This window comes from Micromonospora sp. PRAS1, assembly GCF_059553435.1.
Genome location: NZ_JCANNB010000004.1, coordinates 176,618 through 193,244, shown reverse-complemented (window position 1 = coordinate 193,244; position 16,627 = coordinate 176,618). Strand labels below are relative to the sequence as shown.

The 16,627-nt window shown below is 67.8% G+C and carries 16 protein-coding genes and 2 pseudogenes; 9 read left to right on the top strand and 9 right to left on the bottom strand.

Annotated elements, in window-relative coordinates; genetic code table 11:
* Positions 1-66: 66 nt before the first annotated feature.
* Positions 67-516: a MarR family winged helix-turn-helix transcriptional regulator gene (locus tag AC507J_RS06215; protein ID WP_496288088.1), complete on the bottom strand. Its 450-nt coding sequence runs from the start codon at positions 514-516 to the stop codon at positions 67-69.
* Positions 517-604: 88 nt separating this feature from the next.
* On the opposite strand from AC507J_RS06215, the gene AC507J_RS06210 reads away from it, so the two are divergent.
* Positions 605-1,474: an NmrA family NAD(P)-binding protein gene (locus AC507J_RS06210; RefSeq protein ID WP_496288087.1), complete on the top strand. Its 870-nt coding sequence runs from the start codon at positions 605-607 to the stop codon at positions 1,472-1,474.
* Positions 1,475-1,551: 77 nt separating this feature from the next.
* Entirely contained in the window at positions 1,552-1,872 is a 321-nt protein-coding gene (locus AC507J_RS06205) for a DMT family transporter (RefSeq protein WP_496288086.1), read from the top strand.
* 244 nt (positions 1,873-2,116) lie between these two features.
* On the opposite strand, the gene AC507J_RS06200 is transcribed toward AC507J_RS06205, so the two are convergent.
* Positions 2,117-2,476: a hypothetical protein gene (locus tag AC507J_RS06200; protein WP_496288085.1), complete on the bottom strand. Its 360-nt coding sequence runs from the start codon at positions 2,474-2,476 to the stop codon at positions 2,117-2,119.
* A 252-nt stretch (positions 2,477-2,728) separates the two neighbouring features.
* Here AC507J_RS06200 and AC507J_RS06195 point away from each other — a divergent pair, with 252 nt between their 5' ends.
* The 4 genes from AC507J_RS06195 to AC507J_RS06180 all read left to right on the top strand — a co-directional run bounded on the left by AC507J_RS06195 (position 2,729) and on the right by AC507J_RS06180 (position 5,557).
* Complete coding sequence (locus tag AC507J_RS06195; protein ID WP_496288084.1) at positions 2,729-3,316, top strand: hypothetical protein; 588 nt, start codon at positions 2,729-2,731, stop codon at positions 3,314-3,316.
* 390 nt (positions 3,317-3,706) lie between these two features.
* Positions 3,707-3,997 (top strand): hypothetical protein, encoded by a 291-nt coding sequence (locus tag AC507J_RS06190; protein WP_496288083.1) that lies wholly within the window; start codon positions 3,707-3,709, stop codon positions 3,995-3,997.
* A gap of 130 nt (positions 3,998-4,127) precedes the next feature.
* The gene (locus AC507J_RS06185; RefSeq protein WP_496288082.1) at positions 4,128-4,709 is read left to right on the top strand and encodes an RNA polymerase sigma factor; all 582 of its coding nucleotides are present in this window, start codon (positions 4,128-4,130) and stop codon (positions 4,707-4,709) included.
* Positions 4,710-4,837: 128 nt separating this feature from the next.
* Positions 4,838-5,557 (top strand): hypothetical protein, encoded by a 720-nt coding sequence (locus AC507J_RS06180; RefSeq protein ID WP_496288081.1) that lies wholly within the window; start codon positions 4,838-4,840, stop codon positions 5,555-5,557.
* Between the two features lie 33 nt (positions 5,558-5,590).
* On the opposite strand, the gene AC507J_RS06175 is transcribed toward AC507J_RS06180, so the two are convergent.
* The 4 genes and pseudogenes from AC507J_RS06175 to AC507J_RS06160 all read right to left on the bottom strand — a co-directional run bounded on the left by AC507J_RS06175 (position 5,591) and on the right by AC507J_RS06160 (position 8,911).
* The gene (locus tag AC507J_RS06175) at positions 5,591-6,151 is read right to left on the bottom strand and encodes a hypothetical protein (protein WP_496288080.1); all 561 of its coding nucleotides are present in this window, start codon (positions 6,149-6,151) and stop codon (positions 5,591-5,593) included.
* 623 nt (positions 6,152-6,774) lie between these two features.
* Positions 6,775-7,403 (bottom strand): annotated as a pseudogene (locus AC507J_RS06170) (nucleotidyl transferase AbiEii/AbiGii toxin family protein).
* A gap of 3 nt (positions 7,404-7,406) precedes the next feature.
* Positions 7,407-7,796: pseudogene (locus AC507J_RS06165) on the bottom strand (hypothetical protein); the annotation flags it as partial.
* Positions 7,797-7,870: 74 nt separating this feature from the next.
* Positions 7,871-8,911, bottom strand: coding sequence for a macro domain-containing protein (locus AC507J_RS06160; RefSeq protein WP_496288079.1), 1,041 nt, complete (start codon positions 8,909-8,911; stop codon positions 7,871-7,873).
* A 474-nt stretch (positions 8,912-9,385) separates the two neighbouring features.
* On the opposite strand from AC507J_RS06160, the gene AC507J_RS06155 reads away from it, so the two are divergent.
* Positions 9,386-9,799 (top strand): hypothetical protein, encoded by a 414-nt coding sequence (locus AC507J_RS06155; RefSeq protein ID WP_496288078.1) that lies wholly within the window; start codon positions 9,386-9,388, stop codon positions 9,797-9,799.
* A gap of 247 nt (positions 9,800-10,046) precedes the next feature.
* The gene (locus tag AC507J_RS06150; RefSeq protein ID WP_496288077.1) at positions 10,047-11,084 is read left to right on the top strand and encodes a macro domain-containing protein; all 1,038 of its coding nucleotides are present in this window, start codon (positions 10,047-10,049) and stop codon (positions 11,082-11,084) included.
* 11 nt (positions 11,085-11,095) lie between these two features.
* On the opposite strand, the gene AC507J_RS06145 is transcribed toward AC507J_RS06150, so the two are convergent.
* The 3 genes from AC507J_RS06145 to AC507J_RS06135 form a co-directional block, all read right to left on the bottom strand.
* Positions 11,096-12,373: a DUF4407 domain-containing protein gene (locus AC507J_RS06145; RefSeq protein WP_496288076.1), complete on the bottom strand. Its 1,278-nt coding sequence runs from the start codon at positions 12,371-12,373 to the stop codon at positions 11,096-11,098.
* Positions 12,374-12,416: 43 nt separating this feature from the next.
* Positions 12,417-12,989 carry a hypothetical protein gene (locus AC507J_RS06140; RefSeq protein ID WP_496288075.1) on the bottom strand — a complete coding sequence of 191 codons (573 nt, stop codon included), beginning with the start codon at positions 12,987-12,989 and terminating at the stop codon, positions 12,417-12,419.
* A 70-nt stretch (positions 12,990-13,059) separates the two neighbouring features.
* Positions 13,060-14,976 (bottom strand): 5'-methylthioadenosine/S-adenosylhomocysteine nucleosidase family protein, encoded by a 1,917-nt coding sequence (locus AC507J_RS06135; RefSeq protein WP_496288074.1) that lies wholly within the window; start codon positions 14,974-14,976, stop codon positions 13,060-13,062.
* Positions 14,977-15,147: 171 nt separating this feature from the next.
* Between AC507J_RS06135 and AC507J_RS06130 the strand changes: the two genes are divergently transcribed.
* Positions 15,148-16,524, top strand: a complete 1,377-nt coding sequence (locus tag AC507J_RS06130; RefSeq protein WP_496288073.1) for a macro domain-containing protein — start codon at positions 15,148-15,150, stop codon at positions 16,522-16,524.
* Positions 16,525-16,627 lie beyond the last annotated feature (103 nt).

Below are 16,627 nucleotides of genomic sequence, written 5' to 3'. Positions count from 1 at the left end.
TCGGAGATCGGGTTTCCGTCATGTCCGCGCTGACCAGGGCATCCCGCGCGTCGCCTGGGAGGCGGGTCAGCCGCGCGGGACCCGGTCCGGACCGCTGGAGGGCGGGTCGGGCGCGAGGGTCTTGGCCAGCAGCTCCGACAACCGGCGCTGCTCCGCTTCGGTGAGCCGGCCGAGCCGGGCGGTGGGGAAGTCGAAGGCCCGGTGGACGTCACGGCGGGCACCACGACCCGCCTGGGTGATCGACACCCGCTTGACGCGTCGGTCGGCCGGGTCGGGTACGCGGTCGACGAGCCCGCCGAGCTCCAACCGCGAGACGAGCTGGGTGACGTTCGAGGCGTCGCAGAGCAGCTCGGCGGCGAGTTCACCCATGGTGCGGCTGCCGCTCTCCAGATGGTCGAGCAGGCAGGCCTGCGCGGCGCTCAGCCCGGCCGTCCGCGCCGCCCGGTCGTAGGCGGCATCGTAGGCGTACACGAAGTCCCACACCTGCTGGCCGAGGTTGTCCGCCACGTCGCTCATACGACGAGATTACTTGACCCACTCAGGCATTGATGTGTAGCTTGAGGCAATAGCTTTAGTGACTCAAGTATGGGAGAGGTGGTTCACGGTGCAGGGTGCAAGCGCGGTCGACACGACTCGGGTGCTGGTGACCGGGGTCCGTGGCAAGACAGGTGTGCCCCTGGCGGAGCTACTCAGGGCGCGGCCGGGCGTCGAGGTGCGCGGCGGAAGCAGCGACCCCTCCACCATCCACCTCGCCGACGTCCGTCCGACGGCCTTCTCCTGGGACGAACCGGCCGGGTGGGCGGCGGCGGCCGAGGGCGTCGACGCGGTGTACGTGGTCCGCCCGGACCGAGCGGACGCGCCGGAACTGATCGGCGCGCTGCTTGCCGAGATCCCGGCCCGGGCCCGCGTCGTCCTGCTCTCCGAGCGGGATCCGGACCACACCGGGCCGGACGGATGGGCGCCGCGTGCGGAGCGCGCGGTACGCGACAGCGGCCGGAACTGGACGATCCTGCGACCGAGCTGGTTCATGCAGGTCTTCACCGATCCGCGCTTCTACCGCGACCCGATCGTCGACACCGGAGAGCTCCCCTTCCCCAGCGGGGGTGCGGCCCTGGCCTGGATCGACGCCCGGGACATCGCAGCAGTGGCCGAACGGGCCCTGCTCGATGAGGGGCACACCGGTCAGGTGTACGAACTCACCGGCCCCGAGTCACTGTCGTTGCCGCGCACCGCGGAACTGCTCTCCGCCGCCGCCGGACGGCCCGTGACGCACCGGGAGGTGACCATCGCCGAGGCGGTCGCCGACATGACGGGTTTCGAACGAGATCTCACCGCGTTGACCTTCGAGCGCGTCCGGGCGGGGCGCTTCACGGAGGTGACCGACACTGTCGAGCGCGTCACCGGGCGGCCGGCCCGGACCCTGCGGGCCTTCCTCGCCAGCACCGGAGCGGTGGTGCGGTCCGTCGACCGGTGACGGTGGCGCAGCGCCCCTGAAGCCGATAGTTCGTCCACTATGGCGCGAGTGTGTTCGCGTACGGGAGAAAAACTGGCATGGGATACCTGCTGCTCGCCTTCGCGATCATCGCGGAGATCCTGGGAACGAGCCTGATGAAGGCGACCGCGGGCTTCACCCGCCTGTGGCCGACGCTCGGTCTCGTCACGGCCTACCTGACCTCGTTCTATCTGTTCGCCCGGGCGGTACAGCACATCCCGGTAAGCGTGGCGTACGCCGTCTGGGCCGGTCTCGGCACCGCGGCGATCGCGGCGATCGGAGCGGTCTTCCTCGGTGAGCCGCTCACCCTCGCGAAGGTGGTGGGAATCGGGCTCGTCGTCAGTGGCCTGGTGGTGCTCAACCTCGGAGGAGCCCACTGAGGCACCCGGCCGCTCTCGCCATCGGCCGCAGGTTGACTCCGCAGGTCGACTGGATTCACCACCTCACCAGATTTCGATGCCGGGCCCCCGACTTGGCGGCACGTCCGGGTCGGGGCCGGTCAGAAGCGTCCCCGACGACCATCTCGGCTGCGGCCCCTTCCGTCCGTTGCGCCGGGCGATCTCCATCAGTTCGATCAAGACGTCCTCGTCCAGCCCCGCGGAGTGCTCGTCCAGCAGGGCACCCTCAGGGTCCAGGGCGTCGTACCGCTCCCACTGCTCGGTGCGGAAGAGAAAAAGCGGCCAGCGCCCCGCGCAACTCCGGGTCGGGGGAGTCCAGCGCGGTCCGCAGCACCCGGCCGCCGTCCGGTGGCGCAACGACCAGCCTCACCCCCGGCTTGTACGGACAGTCCGGCGCGGGCGCGAGCAGGAACCGCAACGCCGGCTTCGGCCTGTCGACCAGCGCGGCCCAGATGCGGTTGGGTGCCGCAGGATCGCTGGCCCAGGGCTCGGCGAGGGTCGCCTCGGCCAGCGCCGAGACCCGTACGTCCCGCGCGTCCGCCATCAGCCGGACCACCGTCTGGATGTACTGGTGTCTGCGCCTCATCCGTCTGCAGAGGATCGATGCAGCAAGCCGTGCCGTCGGTCCGACGTCATTCAACGCCATCCGCTCCAGCATCCCCTCATTGTCCGCCCTACGCGCTGGTACGGCACCATGCAAATAGCGGCTGATCGATCGGCCTGGCGAGGACCGCCAGATGGCGGCGAAAGCACGTCGACGATCTCATCGCCACGAAGAAACCACGCGAGTACGACGCCGAAGTCCGAAGTCCAAAGTCCATATCGGATACTGATGACGATGACGAATGACGTGTCGGTACCCGGGTCGCGCCCGCCTTCCGGTGGACGGAGCCGGCTGCCTTGGATGATCATCGGGGTCGGCCTCGTTGTCTTCGTGAGCAGTTTTCTTCCTTGGTTTCAATCGGGGTGGGCTGCGTCCACAGACGGTGTGGACAGCTACGAGACCAACACCGCATCGGCGTGGGCCGCTTCCAGCGCATGGAGCATCGCCGTGGTGCTCAGCGTGGCGGCAGCCGCGATCTCGCTCTATCTGTCCCGTCTCCACCGCGCCGTACCGTCCGGATGGGCCGTCGTGCGTTGGACGCCTCCGGCCCTGGGGTTGATCAGCATCGCGCTCGTGCTCTGGACGTGGATCGACCTGCCCCGCATCGACTCGATCGTCAGCGGAGGATGGACCACCGGCGGTGCCGCTGGCGAGGTAGGCGACATCCCTCGGGATCGGCTGCAGATCATGCACCTCGACGGCCTGCACTACGACGTCGACTGGGGACTGTATGTGGGCATCCTGGCCATATCCGTGCTCTGGACCCTTCTTGTCCTACACGCCTTAAAGGCACAGCAGTCGGCAAAACGCGATCTCGGGTGAGTGTGCGGCGTGTGCTCTCCAGCGCGTGCCACCGTGGGCCATCCGGTACCACGCCGGGCAGTGCGGCCTAATGATCATGGTCGCAGGCGCGGCGCGTGTGTTCGGCGTGTGGTCATCGGCCGCCGCGATCGGCCGGGACAGCCCAGGTCAACGCCTGCCGCTCCCTGCCACCCCCGGGACAACCCGTAGGTCGCACCCGCGCGCCGCTGTGATCGCCTGCGAAAGCCCAGCGGAGTGCATAAGTGCTGTTCAGCTCCACTTTCCCATCGACTGCTGTTGCGGTCTCTTGCAACGTGCTGGTTTCGATCTGCGAGGGCATTCACATTCGATTTGCGGCGATACTGCGTTCGAAATGCGGCTCCTTGGTGTTCGATTTGCGGGAACTCTGAGGTGTTTTTGCCAGGGGTCTACCGCTATGTCGCGTTGTTGCGGGTGATGGCGAGTTCGGGGAAGGCGTCCTCCCAGCAACCCGCCGCCCGGCAGCGGGTCGACGAACTCATCTCCACCAAGAAACCCCGCGAGTACGACACCGCCGTTCAACTCCTCGTCGACCTGCGCGACGTCGGCGAACGCGACGGAGACAGCGCATCGTTCCGAGACCGGCTGGCCGAGCTACGGGCGGTGCACGCCCGCAAGCCCAGCCTGCTCGAACGCCTCAACCTCGCGGGCTTCGAAACCTGACGCATGATTCGCCGCCCGGTGAGCTGGCCACCATCGCCTACACGCGCTGCAGCTTTCGCGCCCGGCGCCACGGCCTCAGAGGATGACCGTCGGCCTGCAACAGATCCAGCGTGCGCGGCCATAGTGTGGTGTGAGGCATCAGTTACGGCCGTCGGACGAGGAACTGTGGTCTTCGATCACCGCCGGTGACGAGGTGGCGTTCGGTCGGCTCTTCGACCGGTACTCCCGTCCGGTCTACAACCACGCGTTCCGGTTGACCGGGTCGTGGTCGACGGCCGAGGACGTCACCCAGGCGACGTTCCTCGTCGCATGGCGCCGCCGGCACGACGCCCGACTCGTGGACGGATCGGCTCTGCCGTGGTTGCTGGTCGTCGCCACGAACGCGGTCCGCTCCGAGTGGCGGTCGGCGCGCCGGTGCCTGGCGCTGCTACGGCGTCTACCGGCGGAGCGCTTTGCCGATGGTGACCTCGCCGAGGACGTCTGCGCGCGGCTCGACGACGAAAGGCGGATGACCGAGGTCCTCTCGGTGGTCCGCGGGTTGCCGCCGGCCGAGCGGGAGGCGGTGGCGTTGTGCCTGTGGTCCGGCGTGTCGTACCCGGACGCGGCAGTCGTTTTGGGCATCAGCGAGGTGGCGGTGCGGTCGAGGGTGAGTCGTGCGCGCAGCCGCCTGGCCCGTCTGATGCCGCAAGAGATCCAGAAGGGGAAACGGTGAACAGTATTCTCGACCTGCCCGCGGAGCGGGACCTGCCGCCGGAGGCAGCGCTCGCGATGCGGGCCCGGCTCCTCGGCTTCGCGAGCCCGTCTCCAGCGCGTACTCCCCGAGTGAGGATCGCCGTGGCCGTGGCGGTGCTGCTGGCCGTGGGATCTGGTGCCGCGGCGGTGGTGTGGGGCCGGCCGGACCGCTCGACTGTGCAGGTGTTGGCCATGGGAGCCGGGGAACTGTCGCCGACGCTGCGGGATGCGGCCGAGCGGTGCATGCAGTGGAATACCCCGCAACGGCAGACGCGGCAGAACCCGAGCGAGCAACCCGTCCCGGTGTCCCTGGCCGACCTGGCAGTGGCCACGGAGCGAGGTGACCGCGCGCTGGTGTTGTTCATGAACGACGTCGGCTATGCCACCTGCGACGTGGAAGGGGCGGGAACGGCCCGGGAGTCCGGTGGGGGCGCCACCAAGTCGTGGCCGCACGGTGACCTGTTGCCCGGGCCGGTGCAGCGGCTGCTGCTGACCTCCACCGAGTTCGACGGTGGAGACGTCAGCGTCAGCGGTCGGGTCAGCAGCCGCGTCCACCGGCTCGTGCTCGATCACGGCGACGGCCGCACCACCACAGCGCGGCTCTCTGAGGGCGTGTTCGGCCTGATGACCAGCGATGCCCGACTCAAGGCCGGCAATGACCCTGAATTGGTCAGCTACGACGCCCACGGGACGGAGATCGACAGGCGTCCGCTGTTCCAGGCCGAGGACCAACTCGAGCACTGTTACGCGGGCCCGGACGGGAAGCGGATCTACGGCAAACCGACCAGCGATTGCCGTGCCGCCGAGAAGTGGGGGCGTGAGCCCTGATCGGAGGCTGACCGCTGCCCGGGGCGGGGATCGTCACTCGCGGACCAGCCCCGGTGGCAGCGCGTCTTCGTCGGGTCGGACCTGGCGGGCATTGGCCACGGGGTCGCGCTCCAGGGTGTGGATCAATGCTGCGGGGCCGCCGATGCAGGTCCAGGTGTCGTCCCAGAGCGCGGAGACCAGCCATGACCGGTCGGCGGGAAAGAACAGGTCGGGTAGCGCGCCGTGCGGGTGGCGGATGTGACCACCGCTGCGCCAGGTGAGGGCTTGCTCGGGGCCGGCTTGAACCAACACGTACGGCCAGTTCCAGTAGAGGAACACCCTCGGGGCGTGGGGGAAGACGACGTCGTGGGCGCCGGTGTCGAGGTAGGCCAGCCACCACGGCTGGTCGGAGGTGTGCGTGGTGAGGTCCTCGATGAGGGCGTGCTCGTAGGCGGCGGCGGTGACGTGGTCGGTCTGGTACGTGGTGGCGTAGGCGTCGAAGACCGGCGGGATGGCGGTGGTGATCGAGACGCCGGCAGTGGTGTGCCCGGCGATCCAGTCCACGTCGGCGGCGGTGCCGACGCGCCAGTCCCGCCCGTCCTTGTTGACCTGCACACCGCTATTCAAGCCGCTGCGGCGACGGTTGGGTAGGAATCTGGCCGGTCTCGGAGCGGTGACCGGCGACCAGCCGTCGTGGGCCAAGATGCCGTACGCCTGCCCGCGCTCGGTGAAGCGCTGATGCTGTGCAGGTCTCGCACATCGTGTCCGGGGTGCCGGCCGGCGACGGCGGCAGGCTCGGTGTTGCCGTGCGGCAGGGCCGGGGGTGGCTCGGGGTCAACGCGGGTCAATGATCATGGTCGCAGGCCCGGCGGTGTGATCGGCGTGTGGTCATGGGTCGCCCCGACCGGCCGGGACAACGTAGGTCAACGCCTGCCGCTCCCTGCCACCCCGGGGCAACCCGCAGGTCGCTAGACTGGGCCCTCGCGCCCTCGTAGCTCAGGGGATAGAGCATCGGTTTCCTAATACTGGTCGCTGCCCCCTTATGCAGGCCGATTACCGGCAACTTTCCGCAAGTTTCCCCACGTTCGCCTGTCGCTTAGCGGCGCTGCTGTGGTCTATTGCTGAAGCGGCGTTTGTCCTGGTAATGCCCTTATTTGGCCGAGAGTGCAGGGTGCCTTCCGGGCGTCAACGGAGTGCTGCGGGATGAGCGGACGAGCAGTTTTAAGTCGAGCGGGTTTCTACTCGCCGAGCAGTTCACGGCGCCATTCGGTGAATCGGCTACGAAGATTTTTTAGCGCGTGGCCGGTGACGCCATATTGGGCGAAGTCGTCGGGATCGAGGAGGGTGGCTTGTCCGAGGGCGTCGGCGAAGATTCGCCGGTCGAAGCCACGGTCGGCGCGCTGCGCGAGGGCGAGAAGGGCGTTGCGGGTGTAGCGGCCGGATCGGAGGGTGGCGTCGATGTCGATGAAGTCCCGGGCGAATGCTCGTCCGTAGAGGGCGCTCATCTTGTTCGCGACTGCGTCGTCGGGGTGGAGTACCGGGCCGATCGCCATGAGGATCGGTTCGTTGGCACGCCAGTCCACGCCGAGTTCGACCTTGGAAACCCGCACACCGTCGGTGACGGCCAGGCGGGCGAACGTGTCGTACTGCCGCTCGGTCTCGACGGTGAGGCCGTCACCTCGGGATGCGTGCAGGACGGCGCTGGTGAACTCCTCGCGGCGGTCCCAGGCGGTGAACAGGTCGACGTCCTCGCTGGGTCGTTCGAGAAGTCCGGCGGCCTGGACGGCGGCGCCGCCAGCCAGAGCGAAGCCGTATCGGTCGGCGGCGGCGAGCCCGGTGCGGCGAGGCGTTCGTGGATGGGGTCCAACCACTATGCCGCGTTGTTGCGGGTCGCGGTGAGTTCGGGGAAGGCTTCCTCCCAGCGTTGGCGCAGTTGGGGTGGTAGCCAGAGGGTGGGCCAGAGTCGCCGGAGGAGGTCGGCGTCGAGCCAGGTGTTCAGGTCCTCGACCGTGCCGGCTTCGGTGAGCACCACCTTGTACATGCTGGCCAGGCGTGCGGTCCGGTTCAGGTCGTACTCGGCGTGCCCGGACCAGTCGAGGTGACGCGGAAGCGTCACCGTGCCTTCGGTCGGGCCGTGAAGTGCGGCAAGGGTTTCGGCCACCAGGTAGGGCTTTCGGTCGCCGTAGGGCCGGTAGTGCGCTGGCGGCTGGGGTGATGTCCTGCGCCGGTTGATGTTGGTCGCCCGCCGGACTTCCGGTTGGTGGTAGCGCCAGGATGACAGGTCCGTCATCTGCGCCGCGATCGCAGTTGGCAGATGCCCGCGATGCTCGCCAATCACGACTCGACCTCCTTCGGCACAATGACATCCAGGCACAGGGCAGGGTGTGCTCCGAAGATTGCCTGACATGCCTCCAGTTCGTCTTCGGTGTGAGCGAGGAAGAAGACCGTTTGGATGCGTCCAGCCGCGCCGTGGTGACGATGGCGAAGATGCTGAATGGAGGCGCCGAGCATGGCCCGCACCGTCGAGCTCACGTTGCCCCCGCCGGCCCCGACACCCAGAAGCGGCAAGACAACGCTTGAGACCTCACGATCGTTGCAGGCGAGCCGCTCAGCCTCAGCTAACACATTGCTGACGCACCGGCCGACGTCGATGACCTGTCGGTACCCGTCGGTTGGCTCCCCCTGTACTGCCGCCACATGGATCACGTGGCGGACCCTGTTGCTCTCGGCCAACATACCCGGCCTGGTGGTCAAGACCGCCGCAGGGCAGACCGGCCGGCGTCCGGCCGTCCGCTGACGTAGCTCATCGGCGATCAAGTCCTCCACCACGCGGCCCGTCTCGTCGCGGCGGGCCCCTCCAAACCGAATCACTGCCGAGACCGAGTACTCATTGTGACGCGACATTTCCATGTCGCTGTTCTCTGAGTTGACCCAGATGTCGGCGATGTCAACATCGCGCAGGTTGCCAGAGACGATGCCAACCTTGGCCGGTCCCCCTTGAACGCTGTAGTACTGCTCGTCCCGGTGCTCAACAAGCCGCACCACCGCTCGCGGAGCGGGGCGGTGACCGGCCATCCGCGGCTCCTGCAACGGCACGAAAGGCGTCGGTCGCGTAGCCACCCGGCCGTCGGCAACCCGATCCCACGCAGTCAGCCAGGCCTGCATCTGCATCGAAGGCACGCTGAGTGCGGCGAGAATTAACTCAAACGATTTCATCGGGCACATCCGTTGGCCACGGAAGTAGGGACCGAGCGTGCTGTGCGCCAAGCCGGTACGCCGGCTGATGTCGCGAAGAGAGAGCCTTACCTGGCCGGTGCCCGCTGCCCGCCGACGCAGCAGTTCAAGCTGCTGGACCAGATCAGACAGATTCCGCACCTGCCTAGGGTTGGGCCCGGGCCCGTTGTCGCCGTCACCCATCCGTCTAACCCCTTCGGTCAGTCCACCTGGTTGTCCGTCGATCGCCGATAGCGGCACTCCACACAAGTGGGCCGGGGCATGTCGGCGCCGGTATGTTCGTGGGTGCCCCAGTGTCTCAAGCGACCGCCACGCGGCCATCTGGGTACGCACTCTCGCATCGACGCTCCGTCTCAGCAACGCGATCAAAGACCAGATGTGATGGCATGCCGCTGGGATATGAGGTACTCCTGCCGCATTCGTTTCATCCTGTGTGGCTGCGTGGCGGCTGCCACTCCATCGTCCGTCGCCGCCTGGGTGGCTCGCCTGCCTGCTGAACCAGTCCTCGTCACTGCGCTGGATTCCTGTCCGCGGTTGACCGCAGATGTACGAGGCGAGAGCTGGTCCCTTCCAACCCGGGGCATGCTGTGTTCGGACCACTTGCCAGCAGTTCCTATGGAGGTCACCATGCAGACCACTCGATCCCGACGTCGGCTTTCACGCTCACTCGCCGGCGCGCTAGCTGCGGCGGCCAGCCTTTGTGCGGCCTTCGTCGTCGCCCCTGCACCGGCAAACGCCGCCACAACGGGCTACGTCTACCTCGTGACGCCCAAGTGGTGGGGATGGTGCCCTGGAAGCAACAACGCCATCACATGGGTTGGCTGGGTCAACTCCAGCATCAGTAGTGGCGGCGACAGCGGCGACGACATCGTGTACGCAAAGGTCAACCTCAACGTGTCGCAGACCGTCGTGATGACGGTGCAGTGCAGCAGGACCACGCCTCAGGGAGCGACTACCTCAATCAAGCCCGTCCGAACCGGACAGACGTTCTTCATGGGATATCCCTCGGGCTCCTACACGGCCGGCTGACCTGCGACAACGTGGGATCACCGCCGCTGCCGCATTCGATTAGGGCCAAATACTCCAATGTCACTCGACTTCCGTGCAGGGCCTGCGTCGACATAAGGAATAGCCTCGGCATCGACCATTACTGATCGGCGATCCGGGTGGGGTGGGGCGTCATGCCCCCACCCCACCCGGACTCAGCAGGTAGGTGAGCTTCTTCCAGTTGCCCGGACGCGGCTTCGGCTACCTTCTGGGACGGTGACGTACATTGGTGGGCATCGCAGCCAGCATCTTCCTCGTGCTCTGCCTCGGCAGCTTCGCGTGGGGTAGCCGGGCCTCGGCGGTCGGAATTCGGCACACCCTCTTCGTGTTCGCGTGGCTTTGTGCGGCGTTGGCGGCCACCCTGGTGGTCTTCTCTGTATTCCCGTCCACCACGGCGGACGGCACGGTTCTGGGGATAAGCCTAGGCGGCGCGGGTGCCTTCGTCCTGCTGCTGTGGACGGCAGCGGTACGCGCGGGGAACGTCGCCGCCCGGCGGGATACGCACGAGGCGCAGGCAGCCCGGCGCGTCGAGGCGGCGGCGCGCCGGGCTGCGACGGACGCCCAACGGCCAACGCCGGCCGTGCTGGTCCAGCAGAACACCCATTGGTTTCAAGTCAGGGACGGTACCGCCAAAGGTCCGTGGGTCGGCGTCATCACCGGCGACCTGCGCGCGGTCCGCGGCGTGGATGTCTGGGTGAACGCGGAGAACACCGGCATGGTGATGGCCCGCGTCCACGACTTCTCCGTGTCCAGCATCATTCGGTACGAGGGCGCCCGACGCGATGTCGCTGGCCACGTCCTGCACGACCTGATCGCCGAGGAGTTGGCGGAGACTGTCCGGGACCGCCGGCCGGTGGCCCCCGGTTCTGCGATCGTCACGTCCTCCGGCGCGCTCGCCGAGAGCCACGGGGTGCGGTTTCTCGTCCACGTGGCGGCAGTGGAGGGGCAGCCGGGGGCGGGCTATCGCCCGATCCGCGATTTGGGCTTAGCTGTCGCCCGGGCGCTAGCCGCTGCGGCGGCACCCGGCTTCACTGAGCCGGCGCGCACCATGTTGTTTCCGCTGCTTGGCGCGGGGTCAGGCGGCGCGTCAGTCGAGGCGACGGCCGAGCGGCTGATGGCCGCCGTCGTCGACCATCTAAAGCGCGGCGCGTCGCCCCGGCTGGAGCGTGTGCTCGTGCTTGCGTACACCGACGCGGAGTTGGCGGCGTGCCTGCGGGTCTTGGCCATGTCGCCCGACCTGGTCCGGCGGCGGCGTAGCCCGACCTGACTCGGCGGGTGTCAGCGCTGCCGAATGAAGTCCTGGGTGCGGGACATAGCTCGGGCGAACGCCTGTTGGTCGAGGTCGCGAATGTACAGGATCTCCGCCTCGGTGCTCGCCGGGTCGTTGCGGGACCGGGCTCGCAGCGTCCGCACCCCCTGTTCGAAGGCGGCTACGTGGGCCTCCCGGGCAGCCAGCACCTCCACCGGGACGCGGGTGAGCGCCTCCATCTCGCCCAGCACCCGCTCTGCGTCGGCGTTCGCCCTCGCGAGCGACTCCTCCGTCCTGCCGATGACGGCCTGCCGGGCCCGCTCCGTCGCTATCACCTGGAGCAGCCGCGAGTCGCGGACGTGCTCGTACGCCCCCACCCCCGTGGTGATCTTCATCGTCACAGGCAGGATGTCGATGAAGACGAAGAAGCAGATCATGAACCATTCGACCGCGAGCACGTGGCCGCTGTCCTTCTTAAGCTGGTCCAGGGCAGCGACCCGGGCCAGGTAGTCGGTGCTATGCCTCGCGTTGATATCGGCGACATCCTGCGCCGCCTGGTCCCTGATGTCCCGGACCTGATCGTCGTACGTATCCTTCGCCGTCTGATCCTCCTCTCTGGCCTTGGTGATCCGGTCTTCCAACGTCTTTATCCCGGCGGCGACTTGGTCGAACTTGAGCTGAATGTCGCGGCAGCGCGGACCGCAATTCTTTTCGCCAGAGCTGATGCCGCAGGGCAGTCGTTTCTGCACGTTGCTCTGCTCGTAGGTCTTCAGCTGGCTGAGGCAGTCCAGCCGCTCGACGCGTCCGAGCCGCTCAACCTCTAGCGGCTTCGCCGAAGCGACCGGAACCGGGACCGCTGCCACGTCGGCCTTCGCTTTGGCTTGGCGCTCCTCGACCTTCGACCGGCGGTTCTCGTCGATGGTCTGTACCAGGCTGTCGTCGAACCACAACAACACCAGCGGGTGGGCGACCGCGATTCCGACCAGCACCGCGAACATCAGCCGGGCGACGATCGGGACGGCGCGGCCCCCCGTCCCGGGCACGGTCGATTTGTGCAGGGTCGAGATGAGGTACCGGTCGATCATAAGCACGATGAAGCCCCAGCAAACCCCGGCCAGGACATACAACTCGGCGTGCCGGGTCAGGGTGGAGATCGCGTAAGCCATGGAGAACGTGCCTAACACTGCCGGTATCAGGGTCAGCGAGCCGAGACCGGCGAACCGAATCTTCTCGGTGTTGGACAGCGAGGCACAGTCCTTCAGGATCGTCGGGTCGGCCCCGGAAAGCCAGGTGAACGCACGGCGCAAGGTTGCAATCCTTCCCATTTCGGGGCGACGGAGCGGGCCGCCCCTACTGTGCCGAGCCGACCTTCTTGTGCAGGGACTCGTTAAACCCGTTGAGAAGTGCGCTGGTGCTGTCGAAGTAGACCTTGATCTGGTGGTTCAGGGATCGGCGCGCCGGCTCGTAGAGCTCCGGCCGGTTCTGGAACCGCTCGATCATGTCGAACTGCGGCGCCATTTGGCTCATGAACCGTTCCAGTGCGGCGTTGATGGTCTCGTTCAGGTCTTGGATACGCTCGGCGGCGAAACGCGCCAGCTGCGTCTGCAGGTGCATGCCCTGGGTTGCGATCAGCGCGTCCGCCCGCTTCCGGGCGATCTCCAGCTGGGTGCGGGTAAACACCTCGATGAACTCCCGCTTTGCCGCGCCGAACTGGCGCAGCGTCTGTACGGCGAGCTCCTGGGTCTCCTTCTGGTATCGGCTGGGGAAGAGCCGCTGGAACACTCCGCTGCGGTTCATCGTCTCTAACGCGGTCTCACGCGCCTCGGCGCTGGCTGCGCGCATGAACTCCTGCATGCCGTTGGAGACCTGTTCGAGCTCATCGAGGCTGGTGCCGGGCATCTGCGAAATCGGCTGAAGCGTCATTGGTGACCTTCCTGTAGAGGGGAGAGCGCCGCCGGGGACGGAGCGCAGGTGCTGGTTGTGCGGATGCCCGTCAGACCGCCTCCGGTTTCGCCGCAAACGCGCCGATGCCGATCGCGTGCAGAACGAACGCCGCGGCGTTGGTCGCCGCGCCGACCGGCTCGTAGTAGACGTCCCGGTTGACGCCCCAGTCGGAGATGGCCTTGACGACGATCCACGGCACTTTGGCATCGGCCGCCGCCGCGTAAAGGCCCTGGGCCTCCATCTCGCCGCACAGGGCGCGGCTGTGCTCGCGCTTGAGCTGGTCGCGCAGCGCTGCGGAGTCGAGGAGGGTGCGGGACGACAGCATCAGCCCGAAGTGCACCCTCGTGTCCGTAAAATCGACCGAGGCGGCCTGAAGACGCCCCACCACCGACGAGTCGGTGCTCACCCGGTCACCCAGCAACTCGGCACGGTCGTCGTACTGGATCCGGTGGTCGAGGTCGTAGACCGTGGTCGCCACGACAACGTCCGTCAGCCGGTGCGGCGGCGTCCAGTCGTCGCGCAGCCCGTAGCAGATCCCCACCATGATCACGAGGTCGGGCCGCCAGCGGTCGATGGCCTCGGTGGCCGTCGCCTGGCCGCCGCCGGGCGCGCCGGCGCTCTGCCGCGCACACTGCACCATCGCCAGCGTCGTACGGCCGATCTCGCCGAGCTCGTAGATCGCCAGGTTGCCCACAAACGACCGCTCGGGCGGCCGACCGGTGACCCGGTTGACGGTCCGTAGGACGGCGTCCCGCTCGGTGGGCGTGACCGTCAGCAGCAGCACCCGCGTATTCATCAGGGAACGCCTCAGTTCATCGAAGACTGTCAAAGATCTCTCGTGTCGGGCGATTGCTAGTCGCGCAGAGACCCACGCCACCGGGACGGTCATGATCCCGAGCAGGCTGGTCAGCCAGCCGTAGGCCGACGCCGTAGCCGTGGCCGGCTCGACTCCGGGCGTGTTCGTCAGCAGCAGGCGCCAAGCGAGCCATTCCAGGGCGGCCGGGTAGTCGGCTGGCCGCCCCGGGCAGGTGCCCGCCCCGCAGGCCTGGCTCTCCCAGGACGCCACGAGAAAGGCCAGCAGGGGCACGACGATCAGGACGACACCTACCCAGAGCGCGAAGAAGCCGCCGCCGGCCCGGGGAGCGGTCTGGTAGTCCTGAACGGGCCCAGACGGCAGCCGCAACGCCACTCGCGATCCCGGACCGAAGGGCTGCGCCAGCGCCGCGTCGACGGTGCTGCGCATGGCGTCCGTGGTAAGGCCCCGGGTGAGGAACACCAGCACCTCCCGCACGCGCACTCGGTCCGTCTCTATGCCCCGCCGCTCGGCCTCGTGGCGCGCATCCCTCCCGACGAGGTCGGTCATCCGGTCTGCGGCCAGCTCGATCAGTCGCTGCCCTGGTTCTGGCGCGACGTGGTGGCACAGCGGCACTGACCAGTTCCAGCCCGGGTAGGAACAGGCCGCAATATCGTCGAGTTCAGGCGGCCGGCGGCCCATGGTGCGGCGCAGCCACGCCGACTCGTGCGTCAGTCGGCCGAGCATGAGGACGCTGACGTACGACACCGCGACGACCGTGAGCCAGAGGACGGCAGGCGGCGAGAGCGCTTCGTGTATACCCGGTACCAACGCCGCCGCGGCGACGACGAGCAGCCCGAGCGCTGGCGGCACGACGAGCAGGAGCAGGTCCCAGTGCTGGTCGACGAGCCGGAGGGCACCCAGCCTGAGGCCGCCGCGCGCCGCTGGCACGGGGCTGGCTGGCGGGCGCTCCAGCAAGGCGAAACTGTCCGGCCCTCGCCAGACCAGCCGACCCTCCGCCGCGGCCACCCACAGCAGCACGGACAGCGGACCACGGGACCGGACGATGCCTAAGACGCTGCGGGATCGGACGACACGGACGGCCTCCCGGCCGTGCGGCGCGGCGCGAGCCGCCCGGGCGGCGGCACGGCACTGCGCGAAGCCGACCACCACACCTCACCTCCTCATCGTTGGTCCGCTGACCAGTCCGCCGGTTCAGCCACCCGTTCTGCCGCTCTGCCCGATCGAACTTCCATGCCTTGCGCGCCGAATGGCGCACGCCGTAGGCACGAATGCTCAACACGCGGGCGTGCGGGGCGTCTAGTAACATTTACGGGAAATCTCTTGGCCAGCTTTACCAATGGCCCGCATCACGAATGGACTCGCTTCCCCTCGATCCACCTAGAAAGGATCATGGCAAGCATGCCGAAGTCGCGCGACGAGCACCGGACGAAGATGTGGGCGCCGGGCGAGATTCTCCAGTTCAATGGGCGGGCCTCCGGCGCGGCGGCCGGACACGCACCGGACGCCCGGACGGACGTAGAGGTGGCTACGCATCTCAGTGCCGAAAGTGACTTCACGCGTACGCTCGGCGACTTCTGTGCTCGGCTCTCCCGATTGCGCAGAGAGGCTGGAATCAGCGTCGAGGTGTTCGCCAGAGACTCCCGGATACCACTCGGTCGCAGTCAAATATATGACACCCTACGCGGTCGAGTTTCCTTACCGCCGTCTTGGGAATTCGTTCAGGCTTTTGTATGGAAGTGCACGGCGCATGCCAACCGCGCGAGTCTTTCCCTTCCCGCTGACCTTGAATACTGGAGGCGCGAGCACGGCCTGCTGGTACATCTGCACGAGAAGACCCGCGATCGTCCGGCGGTCGCATCGCCGGCAGAGGCGGTCCGCCTCCGCGGTGACGGCGGCGGCCGGGTGCTGACGGTGCAGGAGGTGATCACCTATCGACTACCGCCCGACGCGGACGGACGCCGGTTGCGGATCGGAGTGGTCACCTCGGACATCCGCCAGGTTCGATGCGCTGACATCTGGGTGAACTCTGAAAACACCGACATGGTCATGGCGCGCGTGCAGGAGTGCTCGGTGTCCGCGATCATCCGGTACGAGGGGGCCGAGCGGGACGCGAGCGGCCGGGTCGTGGTGGACCACATCGCCGACGAACTGGAAGCCAAGGTCGCGTCGCTGCGACCGCTCGGCCCCGGCGAGGTCGTCGTGACCGGCGCCGGCGAATTGGCGCGCCGCAACGGGGTACGCTTCGTGATCCACGCCGCAGCCGTGCACGGCGCGCCCGGGGCCGGATTCCAGCCGGTTAAGGAGATCGGCCGCAGCGTCGCGAACGCCCTTACCGCAGCGGAGGAACTAATCCACCCGGAGTCCCCCGCGACCGTCCTGTTCCCACTGTTGAGCTGCGGCGAGGCCGGCGGGGAACTCGCACCGACGGCCCAGACTCTGATCCACACCGCCGTCAACCACCTCCGCTCCGTGCCGGCGAGCCGGGTCGCCACCGTGCTGTTCCTCGCGTATACCGACATCGAGCTGCGGGCCTGCCTGCGGGCACTCGACCAGGTGCCGGCCCTCTCCCGGGAGGTTCCCGCCAGCCGTTCGGGCCAGGTCCGGCGCGGACCCGTTCCGCCCAGACCGGGCGGCGGGCACCGGCCGTCCGGCGATCGCGGCTCCGGTCAGGTCCGCCGGTCGCTGCGGCGCTCATAGCGTCGCCGACGGTTTTCGGCCGGCATCCCGGATCGGACCAGCGCCGATCTGACCAGTACTGCCAGGGCCTGGAGGGTCTGCCCATTCGCGCGGGCGGTCTGCC

Bases quoted from the DNA above. Each gene is read 5' to 3' on its own strand.
- AC507J_RS06215 (WP_496288088.1), bottom strand. From the start codon at position 516: ATGAGCGACGTGGCGGACAACCTCGGCCAGCAGGTGTGGGACTTCGTG.
- AC507J_RS06205 (WP_496288086.1), top strand. From the start codon at position 1,552: ATGGGATACCTGCTGCTCGCCTTCGCGATCATCGCGGAGATCCTGGGA.
- AC507J_RS06200 (WP_496288085.1), bottom strand. From the start codon at position 2,476: ATGAGGCGCAGACACCAGTACATCCAGACGGTGGTCCGGCTGATGGCG.
- AC507J_RS06195 (WP_496288084.1), top strand. From the start codon at position 2,729: ATGACGAATGACGTGTCGGTACCCGGGTCGCGCCCGCCTTCCGGTGGA.
- AC507J_RS06155 (WP_496288078.1), top strand. From the start codon at position 9,386: ATGGAGGTCACCATGCAGACCACTCGATCCCGACGTCGGCTTTCACGC.
- AC507J_RS06140 (WP_496288075.1), bottom strand. From the start codon at position 12,989: ATGACGCTTCAGCCGATTTCGCAGATGCCCGGCACCAGCCTCGATGAG.